The sequence below is a fragment of the Albimonas donghaensis genome, assembly GCF_900106695.1.
GTDB classification, from domain to species: domain Bacteria; phylum Pseudomonadota; class Alphaproteobacteria; order Rhodobacterales; family Rhodobacteraceae; genus Albimonas; species Albimonas donghaensis.
In genome coordinates, this window is the sequence record NZ_FNMZ01000003.1 from 578,447 (window position 1) to 593,400 (window position 14,954).

The following is a 14,954-nucleotide window of genomic DNA, read 5'->3' on the forward strand; positions in this document are numbered from 1 at the left end:
ATCAGCCCGCCCTGCGCTGCTGCGGCTCGAAGTCCTGGAGACTGTCGACGATGGCGCGCAGGGCGCCCAGCGCGCCGTTCAGCTCCTCCGTCATCTCCGTCACCGAAGAGCGGATCGACTGCATCGAGCGCTCGGTGCTGGAGGCGTAGACGTCGAAGGCGTGGCCGAGCTTCTGGTCGATGTCGTCGATCCGGTCGCCCTGGCCCTTCATCGCGCCCACCAGGGACTCGATCGAGGCGACGACGGAGGCGATCGAGCGTTGCTCGTCGCCCAGCACCGCGCTCGCGGTCTCCAGCGTGCGCTCGGCCGATTTCGCGACTTCTGCCGAGGATCGGGTTACGGCGGACGCGGCCGAGGCGACGCTGGCTTCCAGGCTGCGCGCCGCGCCTTCGAACCGCTCTCCGGCGCCGCGGATCGGCGTTGCCGCGGCGACCAGCTCGCCCGAGGCGTTCCGGAAACTGTCGGCGGCCGCGGCCCCGGCCTGCGCGCCCTCGCCGACGGCGGAGGCGAAGCCCTGCATCCGGCGCGAGCCGTCCTCCAGCGTGGTGACCATGCCGCGAAGCTGGCCCTCGATCTCCTTCAGCGGCGCCAGCAGGTCCTGGCCCGTCCGCTCCGAGAGCGAGCGCGACAGCTCGGCGATGCGCCCGGCGGCGGCCTCGTAGGTTCCGGCCAGGGAGGCGCCGGCCTTGGAGATCGCCTCGCCGACCTCGGCGCCGGTCGCCTCCATCCGGCCGCGGGCGGCCTCGGAGCCGGCGCGGGCGGCGCCCTCCATCTCCTCCTTCATCGTGCGGGCCGCGCGGGTCATCTCATCGGCCGCCGCCGACATGGCGCGCGCGCTCTCGCCGGTATTGTCGCGGATGCCTTCCAGGGTCGTGTTCATCGCGGCCAGCAGCTGCTCGGCCCCCTGGGCGAAGGCGCCGCCGGTTTCGCGCGCGGTGTCGGACATGGCGCCGCGCAGGGCGTCGACCGCCTCGGCGACCCGCGCGACGGCGCTTTCCATCTCGGCGCCCATGCGGCCGGAGGAGCCGTCCATCCGATCGGCCAGCTGGGCGATGCGTTCGCCGGCCTCGGCCATCCGGGCGCTGGCGTCGTTCAGCGCGCCGCCCATGCCCTCGGTCACCTGGCGCGACAGGTCATCGGCCATGGCGGACATGGACGCCGTGCCCTGGCGGCTGATCTGGTCGAGGATCGGGCGCATGTTGTCGTTGATCGAGGCGGAGATCGCCTGCGGCAGCTCCTCACGCAGGGGGCGGCCCAGTTCGGCGGCCATTTCCGTGGCCAGCGCCCGGTTCGCCTTCTGCGCCTCCTGCTGCGCTTTCAGCTGTTCGAGCGCAAGGCTCTCCAGGCTTACGAAGTCCAGTCGACGCTCCAGGTTGCGGACAAGCGCGTGAAGCCGGCGGTCGACCCAGCTGACCAGCACCCGCAGCGCGATCGTGAACAGGATCGAGCAGGCCAGTCCCGTGAGCGACATGATGAACTTGGCCGAGGCGATGCCCAGCAGCGCCAGCATGACGTCGGTGTTGATCTCTCCGCCGGCCGACATCTCCTGCAAGGCGCCGATCAGGCCGAGGAAGGTCAGCGCGAGGCCGAGCGAGACGAACACGCCCGGCAGGATCCGGTAGAAGCCCGGGCCGTAGCCGAGATCCTCGAGGTTGAAGAACTCCGCCGGGCGCACGGTGTTGCGGCGGACGGGAGCGCCGTGCCGGTCGTCGATGAACAGCGTCTCGCCGAATTCCTCCCAGGCTTCGCGCAACGATTCGACGTGGTGGGAGCGGCCTTTCAGACCGTCATGAACCCAGGCCGAGACCTCTTCATAGCCGCCCTCGGCGAAGCTTTGCCGGTCGATCTCGCCGACTTTCCTGGAGAGCGCGCCGAGCGCCCTTGCGCGTCCGGCCATGTCCCAGACGAGGGGCGCCAGAGACACGACGAGCATCACGCCAAGCGCGAGAACGACGAAGCCGGGAACGCTGGCGTCTTTGAGAAGAGCGGCGCATTCCAGAACGAAATCCCGGATCAAAAGACCGATCTGGTCCACCGGACCTCCAATGAATCAAAAGCCTTGAGGCGCCCGCCGGTTTGGTCGGCATGCGCGGATCTGACCCTTTCCACCATTCACCTAAATGAAGTGCAAGATTGAATCCGCGTCGGCTCCCCTTTCCGATCAATTGGTTGAGCAGGCGTCGCGCTCCCTCTGGCCGCAGTCGCGCGCAACGTCCCGCTCGCCTTTCGGGACGCCGGATCCGAGGCGGAAACCGTTAGGGATGCGCAAGAGCCCGCCGCTCGAGCAGCCATCCGGACGCCCGGCGGAGCAGGGCCGGCCCGGGGCGCCGGCGCCGGATTCGCTGGTTCGCCCCGCCCGCCGCAGGCAAGGACGTAGGCCAGCACCAGGCATCGGTCCGAGGCGGTTGCCTGACGATCGCCCTTGCCTGGATCGGGGGCTCTCCGCTTGCTGTCTGGGCTTCTTTGAGAAAGCCGCTCAGCCCTGAACCGGTTTGGGCGAACCGCGATAATGCCTGTCAGGGAAGGGCGGCGGCGGGCGTGTGCGAGCCCTCGGAGCGCATGTGAGAACCGAGGGTCCCCTGGGGCAGGCCGCGTCATGCATCGGGCGCCGGCACGCTCGTCGGAACCCCGCAGGGGGGCCATCGGGAATGGATCTCGAAAACCGTCTGTCAGGCGCAGCCGACCCCAGCCCGCCGCAACGCCGCGGCCCGTCCGGCCGGGGCGCGGCGCATTGCTCGGATACCGGATACCGGACGCCGGCCGCCGGGCGTCGCGGCGTGGGTCGGGCCGTCTTCGTCAGCCCTCTTCCGTCGGCTCGCGGACCGAGAGCACGGTTTCGGCCTCGATCTCGTCGCCGCCGGCGAGGCGCAGCATCGGCGTTTCGCCCCCCAGGCGGATCTCGGTGACGCGGTCGCGGATCAGTCCGGGGGCTTCGCCGATATGCGAGTCCTCCGAATAGTAGTCCAGCTTGAAGCCGTAGAGCCCCTCCGGCGCCTCGCCGGTTGCGGTCGCGCCGTCCCAACTGAGGAGGCTGGCCGACGGATCCACGTTGATCCGCGCCACCTCCGTGCCATCGGCGTCGGTGACCACCATCACCGCGCGCTCCGCCTCGGCGACGGGCGTCGTCTCCACGCTCAACGGCTCGCCATCGAAACGGGCGAGGGCGGCGGCCTGCACTTCCTTGCCGATCCACTGCGCGAGCCCCGTGTCGCCGCCGTCGGACAGAAGATCGAAGATCGCATCGAGCCGGTCATTGGAACGGATCTGCTGCTCCACCGCCGAGAACGACGCCAGCTGGGCGACGAATTCCGTCGAGTCCAGCGGCTTGAGCGGGTCCTGGTTGCGCATCTGCGTGGTGAGCAGGGACAGGAACGTCTCGAAATCGCCGGCGGCGGTGGCCAGCGCGTCCTCCGCATCGGCCTGCGGGGCGGGGGTCGCGACGCTGGTCGGGGATGTGGTCGCGGCGAGGGTCGTGGCGTCGAGGGTCATCGCAGGCTCCTATACTCTCAGGTCGAGGCCGTCGCGGGGGCCTGTCGCCCCAAGCGGCGACGCGGCGCCGGCGGGCTGGCGAGCGGCGTCATCTTGACGATCGGGCGATCCTTCGCCCTCGGCTCCGGCGTCCTGGCCGAAGCCGCCGGTCTCCGCGCCGAAACCGGAGCCGGAGCCGAAGCGCAGCTCTGCCTTCGGCTGGCCGGCATCGGTCAGCGCCTGCGTCAGCACGTCGGCATGGCGGCGAAGCAGGTCCGCGACTTCCGGCCGGTCCGCCATGACGGCGGCGGTCAGGCCGTGTTCGCCGCGTCCCAGGGTCAGTCGGACGCGCCCGAGTTCCGGGGGGTCCAGCTGCAGCTCCACCACGTCGCGCCCGCGACGAGACAGCGCGACGGAGAGCTGATCGCCGACCGCGCGCGCGAGCTCCGGCCCCGATGTGACAGCCACGGGGCCTGCCGAAGGGGACAAGCCGCCTCCGGCCGAGGACGCGCCGGTGGCGGACACGAGACCGCCGAACTCGGACGCGACGTCCACCGCCGGGCTGGCGGCGCCGCCGTGGTTCGCGCCCGAGGCGACGGCCGCCGCCGCCATGCGGATGCCAAGCTCGGCGGCCGAGGGCGCACGCAGGACAGGCGCGCCCCGGGCGAAGGCGACATCGGCGCCTTGCGGGGCCGTTGACGGCGCTCCGGTCATGGGTGTCGTCGACGCGACGGTGGCATGGACCGCGTGCGCCGGCGGGTCAGCGGAGCGCCGCGCGGAGGGAGCGTCCCTCAGGCGTTCGGGCGAAAAGACAGGGGCGGTTTCGGGCGAGGGGGCTCCCTGAGCGATGCCCTGACCCGCCCCGCCCCCTTGCGCCGCTGCGCCCGGGGGCGCCGGGATGATCGAAGCGCCCGCGGGATCGCGCGGCGCGGCGGGCGACGCGGATCGTATGTCAGGACGATCGGCCCCGCGTTCCGGTTCGCGCCGGGGCATGTCGACCGGGACCGTCGGGGGAATGCGCGTGTCCCGAGCGGCGCCTTGCGACGGCGCAGGGGAGTCGGGGGCGTCCATGCCGCCGGCTTGCAGCGGCGCCGAGGTCGTCCGGGTCGGCGCAGGCTCGTCGCCGCCGGATGGCGCGACGGCGGCTGCTATCCGGGCGCCGGCGCTCTGCGCGGGCTCCGGAGGCGCTGCCGTCGGCGCAGGCGCAGAGCTGGCGGGCATAGCGTTTCGGACGCTCTGCGGCGCGGATGCGGACGCATCGCCGGCGTCGCGCCGCGTGGCTGCGACGGCGCCGTCCGACGTTCCGGCAAGGGGAGGCGCCTCGCCGGCCGCGGCGTGGGCGGACGTGTTTCGCGCCGACATCGGATGCGGGGGGACGGAGGCGGAGTTCGCTTGCGGGGTCGCCATGTCGCCGCCGGCGATGGCGACGGCTTTACTGCCGCGCGCCTTCGGCGTGGCCGGCGGAGGAATCGCCGTGACATCCGACTTCGAGGGGGGCGCGGGCGCCGCTGCGGTTCCCGTGAGCTCCGTCGCAGGCGGCGTCGCGGCGCCCTGGGCAAAGGATGGCTGCGGGGACGTGACTTCCTCCGGGGAGATGGCCTCGCTCTGCGCAGCGTCCGCCGCCATCGGCTCGGCGATGGAAAGATCGTCGGCTCGCCGGGACGCGAAGCGGCGTGGAAGCACCGTCGCCTCCGTCTCTGCGGACGCCTTGCGATCACGCGGCGCGGCATCGTCGTCCAGAGCGAATGGCAGGCCATCGCCCCGCCCCTCCGGCTTGCGGTCGGAGGGCGCGGCTTTGGCGGCCGTGCGGCTGGGAAAGCTGGCTTGGGGGGCGATCTCGGTCATCGGCGCGTTCTGCTCCGTCCAGGTGCGAGGCCCGAACATGGCCGCGAATCATTACCGGACGTTTACCGACACCGATTAAACCGCCGCGGCAGGAGGAACGTCGCATGACCGAAACGACTCTCGTCATCCCGCAGGCGAAAGCCGCGCCCGCTCCGCCGCCCGCGTATTCCGGGCGGGATCCGGCACGGCTGCAGGCCGCGGCCGAAGCGTTCGAGGCCATGTTTCTCGCCGAGATGCTGACGCATGCCGGACTTGGCCAGACGCCGGAGATGTTCGGCGGCGGGGTTGGGGAGGACGCTTTCAGCGGCTTTCTCGTGCGGGAACAGGCGAACCTGATGGCCGCGCAGGGCGGAATCGGCCTGGCCGAGAGCCTGGTGCGCGCGCTGGCGGCGCGGGAGAGGGTGGAATGAGCCTGTTCGGAACGGGGCTCGGCGTCCGGGTCGGGGATCGCCTTCGGGCCGCGTCCTGGCGCGGGCGCGTGCGGCAGGTGCTCGATCTGCTGGACGAGGAGCGAGCGCTGATCCAGCGCGGCGACCTGCGCGGCTTGGCGGGGCTCGCGCCGCGCAGCCGCGCCGCGCTTGAGGAGCTGACCTCGGCCCCCGCCTCCGAGAGCCGCGATGGCGAGCCCGAGCTGGAGGCCATCCGCGATTCGGCCGCCCGCAACCAGCGGCTGCTCGGGGCGATGATGGAGGGCGCGGCCCAGGCCCGTCGGGAACTGGCCCAGGCCGAGAAGGCGCGCAATCGACTGGGCTATGATCGCGCCGGCGGGACGGTGGGCGCCGGGCCGTCCGGACCGGGCAAGCGCGCGTGAGCGCTGATGGCCGCGCCCGCCGCCACGCGCGAACAGCAGGGTGCGTTCCAGGCGGCATGCGGCCGGGCCAGGTGTTCAGTCCCGGCTCTTGATGGGTCGGATCGAATTTGAACTTTGCGAATGACGCTGACTCTTGGCCTCGGCGGTTCAGCGCCTGAGCCCGCGGCGTATCGGGAGGCCCTCGGCGCGAGCCCGACCAGCGCGCCGGCGCGCCGAGGCGAATAGCGTTTCTCGGTCATCGCCCGGCACGCGGCCGGGCTTCTCGAACCCGGCGTCAGGAGACTGGCCGGGCATCTCGCCCAGCATCGAGGCGTCCATTACGGCGCCCGCCCCCAGCCGCTTCAGCCGGTCGTTCGCCTGTTCCAGCCTTTGCAGCCGTTCGGCGTCGCCCGGTTCCATGCCGCCCTGCCGGGAGCAGGCCCGAAAACTCAACTGTCGGCGCGACACCCCGTGGCGCTTGCCCTTCGGTTCGATCAAACAGGCTTCCGCTCCGGCTTGGCCGTTCGTCGTCTCTCGGATCAAACGCGTGGACCTGTCGCGGAATCTCGAAATTGGATCGGAGCGAACCAAGGTCCCGGATCACGGTTTTTCAGAGGGCCTTCGCAGGCATCCCGGCTAGGCATGTGCCGTCGCGATCAAGGGATGTTTTTGGCGCACCCGACAGGATTCGAACCAATGACCTCTGCCTTCGCAGGGCGGCTTGAGCGATGATCAGGCCGGCCGCAGCCCCAGGCAGACCATGCATCTCGACTTCGAAAACGACCTTCGATCAACCTGTTGCGGTTCGAGCGTCTCGGCTGGGGCCTGCAAGGTCGATGGCTTCGGCCCGCGCCTGTGACCGCGCCGATGTGATGGTGTTGTGACTGGGCGGGGTGCGGGGAAGCTGCATTTCCGCCTCGTATTGATGCCCGCGCGGAAAAATTCGGCGCAAATTTCCAACCAACTCATCTGCCCCAGGCAAATGAGCGCCCTCCGCTCGAAGCGGTCCACAGGGACGATCTTGGGCAAGCCGTCAGCATAGCGGGCGCGTTGCCAAGCGCTATCCCTCCGGCAGATCCCGAACCCATTGCGATACTCGTGATGCTGCACACGGATTTTCTTCACGTTCCGATCCGATCGCAGTCGCCCCGTATCGCCGTCGTCCTTGATCGCCACCAACTCAATCCCGTCGGCGGAGCGTCCGCTTGCGTTCACCACGAAATCGGGGAGTAGGTGGCGAACCGGGGGGCTCAAGTTTAACTCTCTGATTTTCGCGTAAATACTTCAATTTTATCGAGCGCTCTGAGTGTGAAGACGTGTTTTTTGTTTTCCAGGGAGATGCGGCGGCACTCCGCAGGCAGAACTATTGGCGCGGTTCGACATCTTGGTCCGAGGGGGCAGGCCTGCGGGAACGCGCGCCGGCCCGGCCGCCGGCCGCCTGGCTCGGCGATCAGTCCGGATCCGATCCCAAAGATCCCGCCGCCGCCGCCGCGACCGTGTAGTCGAGCGGGTCGACCGAGGGCCAATGGTCCGACGCCACCGTCCGCATCTGGCTGTTCTGGAACAGGGTCTCCATGCTGGCCGAGATATTGCAGGCCTGCTGCTTCATCACGCCCATCAGCTCCAACTTCCGCTCCTGCGTCACGGCGGAGTGGTAATAGGTCATCCCCAGCGCCGCCGCGACCTTGCCCGCGAAGATCACCGGCACCGCCAGCGTGTTGGAGTTATGCGGCATTATCAGGGGGTTGCGCTCCGCGAATCCATTGGCGCGGGCGGTGTCCAACATGCGGCGCACGGCGGCGCGCTCGTCGTGGTCGACCACGCCGTGCAGCCCGATCGCCTCGTCCTGGAACGTCCGGTTGCAATAGGCGAGGTAGATCCGGCCATAGGCGTGATCCACCAGGTTCAGCCGCATTCCGATCGCCCCGCGGATCGGCGCGATCGGGCTGTCGGCCGAGGTGGTGAACCGGATCCGCATCGCGTCGCCCTCATAGGTCGCGATGCCCAGCGACCATTTGTGAACGCGGGTGAAATCGTTGAGCCACGGGCGGCTCGCCTCCACCACCAGCGGGTCGCCGACATAGCCGCAGCTGAGGGAATCCACCATCGAGGTGATCTGGTAGCCGCCCTGGCGACGGTCATTGGTCACGAAGCCCAGATGCACCAGCGAGTTCAGCAGCCGCGACAGCGTAGACTTGGGCAGCCCCGTCACCCGGTGCAGCTGATCCAGCGTCGTGACCCGCTGCTTGTTCAGGATCTGGAGCAGGATCAGCCCGCGGCGCAGCGCCTCCACCGGCACGTCGCCTGAGCCGGACCCGTCCTTCCCCGATCCGTCTTTCGCAGCCCCGTCAACCGCCATGCCCCGCCCCTTCCAAAATTCCGCCTGCCGGAACGCTTCAACTCGCAGTTTGGGGAACCCGCCGGAATCGCGCAACGTCGATGCACACAAAAGCCGGATGAAAACGAACCGGCGGCCAGACAGGGAGTATGGCTATGTTTCTGAAAAAACTCGCGTTTGCGGGGGCGATGGCGGCTGCCTGGCTGGCTTCGCCCGGTATGATCGCCCCGGTCGCCGCGAAAGATGCGACGCAGGTCATCTATCAGTCCGCGGCGTCGTCCCCGACCATCGGCATCATCCCAATCGGGGTGGCTGACGCCCTCGGCTTTTTTGAAGAAGAAGGCGTCGAACTGGAAGTCCGCTACGGTCAGGGTGGCCCGATGGCGGCGCAGATCCTCGCCACGGGCAATGCCGACATGTCCCAGATGACCTACGAGCCGTTCATCAAGGGGTATGAGCAGGGGCTGCGCGGCAAGTACGTTCTCGCCTCCTGGGACATCCTGATTTATTACATCGGAGTCCCCGCCGACAGCCCGATCAAGACCGTCGAGGATCTGAAGGGCAAGCTGATCGGCGTGCCCAGCATGGCCAGCGCCTCGGTCACCATCGCGCGTTCGATCCTGCGCAGCGCGGGAATAACGCCGGACGATTCCATCTTTCAGCCCGTGGGCATCAGCGCGTCCGCGGTCACCGCGCTGACGCGGGGCCAGATCGACGCCTACGCCTCATTCCACTCGGCCTTCGCGTCCTTTCCGCGGGCGGGAGTCGAGATGCGCTACTTCCGCCACCCGGTGGCGGCGAACATCGGAAACGGCGGCTACTTCGTGTCGCAGAAAGCGATCGAAGAGAAGCATCAGGCCATCCAGGGCGTGTTGAGGGCGCTGGTCAAAGCCCAGTATTTCATCTCGCTCGCCCCGGAAAAGGCCATCCGGCTCTACTGGGAGCAGTATCCGACCACGCGTATCGGCGGATCTGAAGAAGAAGCCATGGCCAAGGCCATGAGCGAGCTGTCCTTCGACCAGGCGAGCATCGTCCCCCTGCCGGTTCCCGACCAGACCTATGGCCATGTCGATCCCAAGGGCGTCGAAACCTATCTCGGCGTGCTCAAGGGCGAAGGCTACATCGACGAAACCGTCCCCGCCTCCGAGGTCGTCGACGACCAGTTCATCAAGGCCGCGAACGAGATCGACTTCGATGCGATCCGCGCTCTGGCCGAACGTGATTGATCCGCAGACAGAGCGAGCCGCGACCATGAACAGGATGACGCCCGCCCACACGGACACCGCGCTCGCCTTTCCGGCGGGCTCCGGCGAAACGCTGCTCGACCTCAACGAGGTCGGGCACACCTACCGCACCCGCGACGGCGGCGGGGTCGAGGCCATCCGCTCGGTCACCGAGCAGGTGCGCAAAGGCGAATTCATCTCCATCCTCGGGCCTTCGGGATGCGGGAAAAGCACGCTGCTGATGATGATCGCGGGGCTGCTGCCGACCACGCGGGGCGCGATCACGCTGGGCGGGGACCCGGTGCTGGGTCCCGACCCCGACAGCGGCATCGTCCTGCAGGACGCGGTGCTGTTCCCCTGGCGCACGATCAGCAGGAACATCCAGCTGCCCGGCGAAATCGCGGGGATGCCTGCGGCGCAACGACAGGCCCGCGCCGATGAGCTGCTGTCGCTGGTCAAGCTCGACGGCTTCGGCGGCGCCTACCCGCGCGAGCTTTCGGGCGGCATGCAGCAGCGCGCCGCCATCGCGCGGTCGCTGATGCTCAGCCCCAGCCTGCTGCTGATGGACGAGCCTTTCGGCGCGCTCGACGCGATGACCCGCGACGAGATGAATGTCGAGCTCAAGCGCATCTGCCTCGAAGCCGGGGCGACGGTGATCCTGGTGACGCACTCGATCTCCGAGGCGGTGTTCCTGTCGGACCGGGTGATGGTGCTGGGCAACCGCCCCTCGACCGTGCGCGAGGTGGTCAGCATCGACGCCCCCCGCGAACGCGGCTCGGAGTTCGTGACCACCCCTGCATTCGGCGCCTATGTCGGACAGCTGCGCGCCCTGATCGGCGCGGAAGGAGAGCACGCATGACCGCGATCGACAACAGCGCCGCCCTGTCGCGCGGCTCCCCCGCCGAGACGGTCGCCAAGCTGAGCGTGGAATCGTTCAAGGCGCCCATGGTGCTGGCCAGCATGGTGCTGTTCTTCGGCACATGGCAGTTCGCCGTCTGGGCCCTGGAAGTGCAGAGCTTCATCCTGCCCACGCCCTCGGCCATCGCGGCGCAGGCCTGGGTGGACGTGTCCACCGGGTTCATCTGGCCGCATTTCACCCGCACCTTCACCGAGGTCGCCTTCGGCTTCGTCATCTCGGTGACCGTGGCCACGATCCTGGGCACGATCATCGCGCTCAACCGCGCGGCCGAGATCCTGTTCTACCCCTACATCCTCATCATCCAGACGGTGCCCAAGGTCGCCATCGCGCCGCTGTTCGTCATCTGGTTCGGCTTCGGCATCGAATCCAAGGTGGTGACGGCCGCGATGATCGCCTTCTTCCCGATGCTGGTGAACATCATCGCCGGGCTGAAAAGCGCCGACGAACGCCGGCTGCTTCTGATGCGGGCCTACCGGGCCGGTCCGATGAAGACCTACCTGTCGGTGCGCGTGCCCTCGATGCTGCCCTACATGTTCGCGGGCATGGAGACGGGGATCATCTTCGCCACACTGGGCGCCATCGTGGGCGAGTTCATCGGCGCGTCTTCCGGCCTCGGCGCGCTGATCGTCCAGCGCCAGGCGGCGATGGACACGGCGGGCGTGTTCTCGGCGCTGATCTTCCTGTCGACGATGGGCCTCGTGCTGAACGGCGCCGTTCGGACGCTCAAGGCCCGGTTCGTCTACTGGACCTGACCGGCGGCCCCGACCTTTCCGACCCGACCCTGAAACAAGACATGAACCCGCCCCCCCGGCGCGCACCCCGCGCGGAGCCCCACGGCTCCGCCGGGGGGCGGAGCCGTGGCGGGGCCTGCGGAGACTATTCCATGCCCGACGACCCCACGATCTTCCGGGACCGTTTCGCCGCCGGCGAAGCCCTGGTCGGCACCTTTCTCAAGATCGCCCACACCATGCCCGCCGAAGTGATCGCCACCGCCGGTTTCGACTTCGTGGTGGTGGATGAGGAGCACGCGCCTTTCAACCGCGAAAGCACCGACCGGATCATCCTCGCCTGCCGCGCCTACGGCATCGGCGCGCTGGTCCGGGCGCCCAGCCCCAGCGCCGACGCCATTCTGGGCGTGCTGGATTCGGGCGCCGACGGCGTGCTGGTCCCCCATGTGGACAGCGCCGCCAAGGCGGCGGAGATCGTCGCCGCCGCCCGCTACCGCGGCGGCGCGCGGGGCTTTTCGCCCACCACCCGCGCCGGGCGCTTCGGCAAGGCGAAGATGGCCGAGCATATGGACGACCAGGACGCCCGCGCCACGGTGATCGCGATGATCGAGGACGCCTCCGCGCTCGACCATCTGGACGAGATCATGGCGGTCGACGGGCTCGACGGCGTGTTCATCGGGCGGGGCGACCTGACCGTGGCGCTGGGCGCCCCGAACAACCAGGCCCCCGAGGTGCGCGACGCCGTCGCGCGCATCTCCGCCGCCGCGCGGGCCGCGGGCAAGATCGTGTGCGTCATGGTCAACGGCGCTCTCGACACCCGCGAAATGGCGGCGCTGTCGGCCACCGCGTTCATCGTGTCTTCGGACCAGGTGATGCTCAGAACCGCGGCCGAAAAAACGGCGGCGGACACTCGCTCCGCCCTGACGAACTGACCCTAGGGAGACCCTCCATGTACGCCAAGAACGACCCCCGAGCGAGCCTCGCCGCCGCCGCCTCCGGCCCCGTGCGCACCGGCCTGATCGCCGAGCCGCAGGTCGGCGATTTCGAACGCAGTCCGCCGACCGAAGACCGCGACGGCGTGAAAAGCTGGCATATCCGCGGCGCGAACAGTGTGCTGGTCTGGTCGCGCTGCGCGCCGGGCGCGACGCTGGTGCGGACCGGCCAGGTCGACGAATACGTCGCCATCCTGCCCGCCGCCCGCGCCGACATCCGGGCCGGCGCCGACCGCGCGGTGACCGATCCCAACACCATCGCCATGATCCCTCCCGGCGCCAGCGCGATCACGCTGCCCGACGGCGGCGACGTCTGCCGGCTGTTCACCACCCGCTCCGCAGACATGTTGGCGCTGTGCCCCAATGCCGGCGCCTATGACGCGCCGCGCACGCATATCCCCCCCTTCGCCCCCTGGTCGGAGCCGGCGGGCGGGCTGAAGCTGCGCACCTATTCCATCGACGTCCCCGCGCAGGAGGGGCGGTTCGGGCGCATCTTCCGCTGCACCACGTTCATGGTGAACATGCTCTATCCCTCCGACGGGCCGCGGGACACGACCAAGATGTCCCCCCATCACCATGACGATTTCGAGCAGTTCTCGCTCGCCATCTCCGGGGGCTACGACCATCACATGCGCTGGCCCTGGACCACGGACATGGCGGATTGGCGCCCTGACCGGACCATCACGGTCGGCGCGCCCTCGGTCTGCGTGATCCCGCCGCCGGTGATCCACACCTCGCGCGCTTCGGATGCGGGGACCAATCAGCTGGTGGACATTTTCTGCCCGCCGCGGGCGGATTTCTCGGCCAAGCCCGGCTGGGTGCTGAACGCCGACGACTACCCGGCGCCCGAGGGCGTCTGAGCGCGACGCTTCTCGTCCCTGTTCCCTGACCCCTCCCCCCTGAAAGGGCCTCCTCCCGTCCCGTCCCTCCCCTGGATCCGCGAAGATCCGGGGGACAGGGCCGGGGGGAGGCCGCCCCGAAACTGAAACACCTCCGAGGCGCGAAACGCCCCGGAGGTGTTTTTGCGTCCGGCTCGCGGCGGCCACGCAGGCCGCCGCGGGGGAAGCGGGCGGGGGGGCTCAGGCCGATCTGGCCAGCGCCGGCGCCTCATGCCCCAGTCCGACCAGCCGCGCGGCGTTGCCCGACACCATCGCGCGGACCTCCTCATCCGAATAGCCCATGGCCAGCAGCAGCCGGATGGTCATGCGCATCCCCTCGACCGGGCGCGGCGCGTTGATCTGGCCCAGATCCGAGCCGAAGAAGGTCTGCCCGATCGTTCCCGCCTCGATCAGCTCCGCCAGCACATCCGCCCCGATGGAGCGCATGCGGTTCTCGATGAACATGCAGGCCGAATGCTCCAGGAACACGCCCGCCTCGGCCAGCTCGCGCATGTCGGCGTAAGAGGCCTCGATGGTGAAGGTCGGGTGGTTGACCAGCAGCCGCGTCACGCCGCGGCGGCGGGCCTCTTCGAACAGCGGCCAGATCTCGGAGATATGCAGATGCCCCGCGGACAGCGTCGCGTCATGCTGCGCGACCAGGTCGAGCACCTGCTTGACCGAATCCACCACCTCGCCCAGCGCGTTCACCGGCGACAGCCCGGCCTGCTTGAGCATCGGGACCTTGGTCGGCAGCAGGTTCTTGCGATGGCCCGCGCGGATGTGGTTGGCGGCCGAGATGGTGGGCATCCACACGATCTTCGCGCCCATGCGCAGCGCCGGCTCCACCGCGTAGGGGTTGAAGCCGCCCACGGCGTTGTTGAGCACGACCGACCCGAGGGCCTCGGCGACCATGTCGGGGAAGCGTTCGTTGAACATCTCGGCGGCGACCGAGGAAGGGTAGTAGTGGTCCTTGAACACGATGGCGCGCATGCCCGCGGCCGAGGCCTCCTCCAGCGCCGCCAGGTGGTCCAGCTGGCGCGGCATGACGGACGGGCCGCTGTGCACATGCAGGTCCACGGCGCCCCGCATCAGGGCGTCGATGCGCGCCTCGTCGATATCCGACATGTCGGGCGTGACGAAGTCTTTGGGGTTCGATTGATTGGACATCGGTCCTCCCTTTCACGAGGCTCGGGACGCGCGGCGCGGCCCGAGCTCGCCGGTTTCTTGTCCGTTCTCGCGACTGGGGGGCCCGGTCGCTTCCACGTGAATCATTGCTAGACCCGCGCTGTTCGGCGGGCGATTCATGGATGCGCGCGTTCCGGTGGGCGGAATTCCGACGAAAAACGAGCCGTGCCGCCGGGTCGGGCCGCAGGGACGGGCGACCGGAATGCCCGCGGCCCGTCCGAGACCTCGCCCCGCGTCTGAAGCGCGGTTTCGTACATGCGGCCGCGCATGCAGGGCCGCTCCTCCGCCGCCTCGATCCGGCCAAGGAACCGGGCGTTGCTCTCCCGTGGCCAGCGCATAGCGCGGATGCTGGAACTCCGGCTGGACCGCCGCCGCCGGAACCCGGCCGCGTTCAAGCCGGCGGCGGTTCCACAGCAGATGCGCTTGGGACACGGACCCGCAAGCTCGCGATCCAGAAGCGGATGGCGGCGAGCGTAAGGGGCGCCAAGCAGTTTGAGGTGGTCCCCCTTTCTCGGACAGGTTCGCGGCTCTGCTAAGCTTGGTTCAGATCCTCGTCATGCCGCTGCGTCGTAGCCGAGCGGGACCGCA

Annotated in this window: 13 protein-coding genes; 7 read left to right on the forward strand and 6 right to left on the reverse strand. The window is 69.2% G+C overall.

Translation table 11 applies throughout. From position 1 onward, the window contains the following. Position 1 precedes the first annotated feature (1 nt). The 3 genes from BLV24_RS12105 to BLV24_RS12115 all read right to left on the reverse strand — a co-directional run bounded on the left by BLV24_RS12105 (position 2) and on the right by BLV24_RS12115 (position 5,313). The gene (locus BLV24_RS12105; RefSeq protein ID WP_092682001.1) at positions 2-2,035 is read right to left on the reverse strand and encodes a hypothetical protein; all 2,034 of its coding nucleotides are present in this window, start codon (positions 2,033-2,035) and stop codon (positions 2-4) included. Between the two features lie 761 nt (positions 2,036-2,796). Then, positions 2,797-3,489, reverse strand: a complete 693-nt coding sequence (locus tag BLV24_RS12110) for a flagellar hook capping FlgD N-terminal domain-containing protein (RefSeq protein ID WP_092682003.1) — start codon at positions 3,487-3,489, stop codon at positions 2,797-2,799. A gap of 9 nt (positions 3,490-3,498) precedes the next feature. Beyond that, a complete protein-coding gene (locus BLV24_RS12115; RefSeq protein ID WP_092682005.1) occupies positions 3,499-5,313 on the reverse strand; it encodes a flagellar hook-length control protein FliK in 1,815 nt (604 codons plus the stop codon). Positions 5,314-5,417: 104 nt separating this feature from the next. On the opposite strand from BLV24_RS12115, the gene BLV24_RS12120 reads away from it, so the two are divergent. Then, positions 5,418-5,723 (forward strand): rod-binding protein, encoded by a 306-nt coding sequence (locus BLV24_RS12120; protein ID WP_092682007.1) that lies wholly within the window; start codon positions 5,418-5,420, stop codon positions 5,721-5,723. Next, positions 5,720-6,124: a hypothetical protein gene (locus BLV24_RS12125; RefSeq protein ID WP_092682009.1), complete on the forward strand. Its 405-nt coding sequence runs from the start codon at positions 5,720-5,722 to the stop codon at positions 6,122-6,124. The genes BLV24_RS12120 and BLV24_RS12125 overlap by 4 nt, the downstream gene beginning before the upstream one ends. A 147-nt stretch (positions 6,125-6,271) precedes the next feature. Here BLV24_RS12125 and BLV24_RS12130 read toward each other — a convergent pair whose 3' ends face one another. Beyond that, on the reverse strand, positions 6,272-6,601 hold the full coding sequence (locus tag BLV24_RS12130; protein WP_092682011.1) for a hypothetical protein: 330 nt from the start codon (positions 6,599-6,601) through the stop codon (positions 6,272-6,274). 952 nt (positions 6,602-7,553) lie between these two features. Further along, positions 7,554-8,462: a helix-turn-helix domain-containing protein gene (locus BLV24_RS12135; protein ID WP_092682013.1), complete on the reverse strand. Its 909-nt coding sequence runs from the start codon at positions 8,460-8,462 to the stop codon at positions 7,554-7,556. A gap of 134 nt (positions 8,463-8,596) precedes the next feature. Here BLV24_RS12135 and BLV24_RS12140 point away from each other — a divergent pair, with 134 nt between their 5' ends. The 5 genes from BLV24_RS12140 (at position 8,597) to BLV24_RS12160 (ending at position 13,163) form a co-directional block, all read left to right on the forward strand. Next, positions 8,597-9,667, forward strand: coding sequence for an ABC transporter substrate-binding protein (locus tag BLV24_RS12140; RefSeq protein ID WP_176954721.1), 1,071 nt, complete (start codon positions 8,597-8,599; stop codon positions 9,665-9,667). A 25-nt stretch (positions 9,668-9,692) separates the two neighbouring features. Continuing rightward, positions 9,693-10,523, forward strand: coding sequence for an ABC transporter ATP-binding protein (locus BLV24_RS12145; RefSeq protein WP_218133397.1), 831 nt, complete (start codon positions 9,693-9,695; stop codon positions 10,521-10,523). Then, positions 10,520-11,335 (forward strand): ABC transporter permease, encoded by an 816-nt coding sequence (locus BLV24_RS12150; RefSeq protein ID WP_092682017.1) that lies wholly within the window; start codon positions 10,520-10,522, stop codon positions 11,333-11,335. The genes BLV24_RS12145 and BLV24_RS12150 overlap by 4 nt, the downstream gene beginning before the upstream one ends. 131 nt (positions 11,336-11,466) lie before the next feature. Further along, a complete protein-coding gene (locus BLV24_RS12155) occupies positions 11,467-12,243 on the forward strand; it encodes an HpcH/HpaI aldolase family protein (RefSeq protein ID WP_092682019.1) in 777 nt (258 codons plus the stop codon). A gap of 17 nt (positions 12,244-12,260) precedes the next feature. Beyond that, the gene (locus BLV24_RS12160; protein WP_092682021.1) at positions 12,261-13,163 is read left to right on the forward strand and encodes a cupin domain-containing protein; all 903 of its coding nucleotides are present in this window, start codon (positions 12,261-12,263) and stop codon (positions 13,161-13,163) included. Positions 13,164-13,382: 219 nt separating this feature from the next. On the opposite strand, the gene BLV24_RS12165 is transcribed toward BLV24_RS12160, so the two are convergent. After that, complete coding sequence (locus tag BLV24_RS12165) at positions 13,383-14,348, reverse strand: DUF6282 family protein (protein WP_092682023.1); 966 nt, start codon at positions 14,346-14,348, stop codon at positions 13,383-13,385. Between the last annotated feature and the right edge of the window lie 606 nt (positions 14,349-14,954).

Excerpts from the sequence above, each read along its gene's own strand:
- BLV24_RS12140 (WP_176954721.1), top strand. The coding sequence starts at position 8,597 with ATGTTTCTGAAAAAACTCGCGTTTGCGGGGGCGATGGCGGCTGCCTGG.
- BLV24_RS12165 (WP_092682023.1), bottom strand. The coding sequence starts at position 14,348 with ATGTCCAATCAATCGAACCCCAAAGACTTCGTCACGCCCGACATGTCG.
- BLV24_RS12145 (WP_218133397.1), top strand. The coding sequence starts at position 9,693 with ATGAACAGGATGACGCCCGCCCACACGGACACCGCGCTCGCCTTTCCG.
- BLV24_RS12150 (WP_092682017.1), top strand. The coding sequence starts at position 10,520 with ATGACCGCGATCGACAACAGCGCCGCCCTGTCGCGCGGCTCCCCCGCC.
- BLV24_RS12135 (WP_092682013.1), bottom strand. The coding sequence starts at position 8,462 with ATGGCGGTTGACGGGGCTGCGAAAGACGGATCGGGGAAGGACGGGTCC.
- BLV24_RS12155 (WP_092682019.1), top strand. The coding sequence starts at position 11,467 with ATGCCCGACGACCCCACGATCTTCCGGGACCGTTTCGCCGCCGGCGAA.
- BLV24_RS12160 (WP_092682021.1), top strand. The coding sequence starts at position 12,261 with ATGTACGCCAAGAACGACCCCCGAGCGAGCCTCGCCGCCGCCGCCTCC.
- BLV24_RS12125 (WP_092682009.1), top strand. The coding sequence starts at position 5,720 with ATGAGCCTGTTCGGAACGGGGCTCGGCGTCCGGGTCGGGGATCGCCTT.
- BLV24_RS12115 (WP_092682005.1), bottom strand. The coding sequence starts at position 5,313 with ATGACCGAGATCGCCCCCCAAGCCAGCTTTCCCAGCCGCACGGCCGCC.
- BLV24_RS12110 (WP_092682003.1), bottom strand. The coding sequence starts at position 3,489 with ATGACCCTCGACGCCACGACCCTCGCCGCGACCACATCCCCGACCAGC.
- BLV24_RS12120 (WP_092682007.1), top strand. The coding sequence starts at position 5,418 with ATGACCGAAACGACTCTCGTCATCCCGCAGGCGAAAGCCGCGCCCGCT.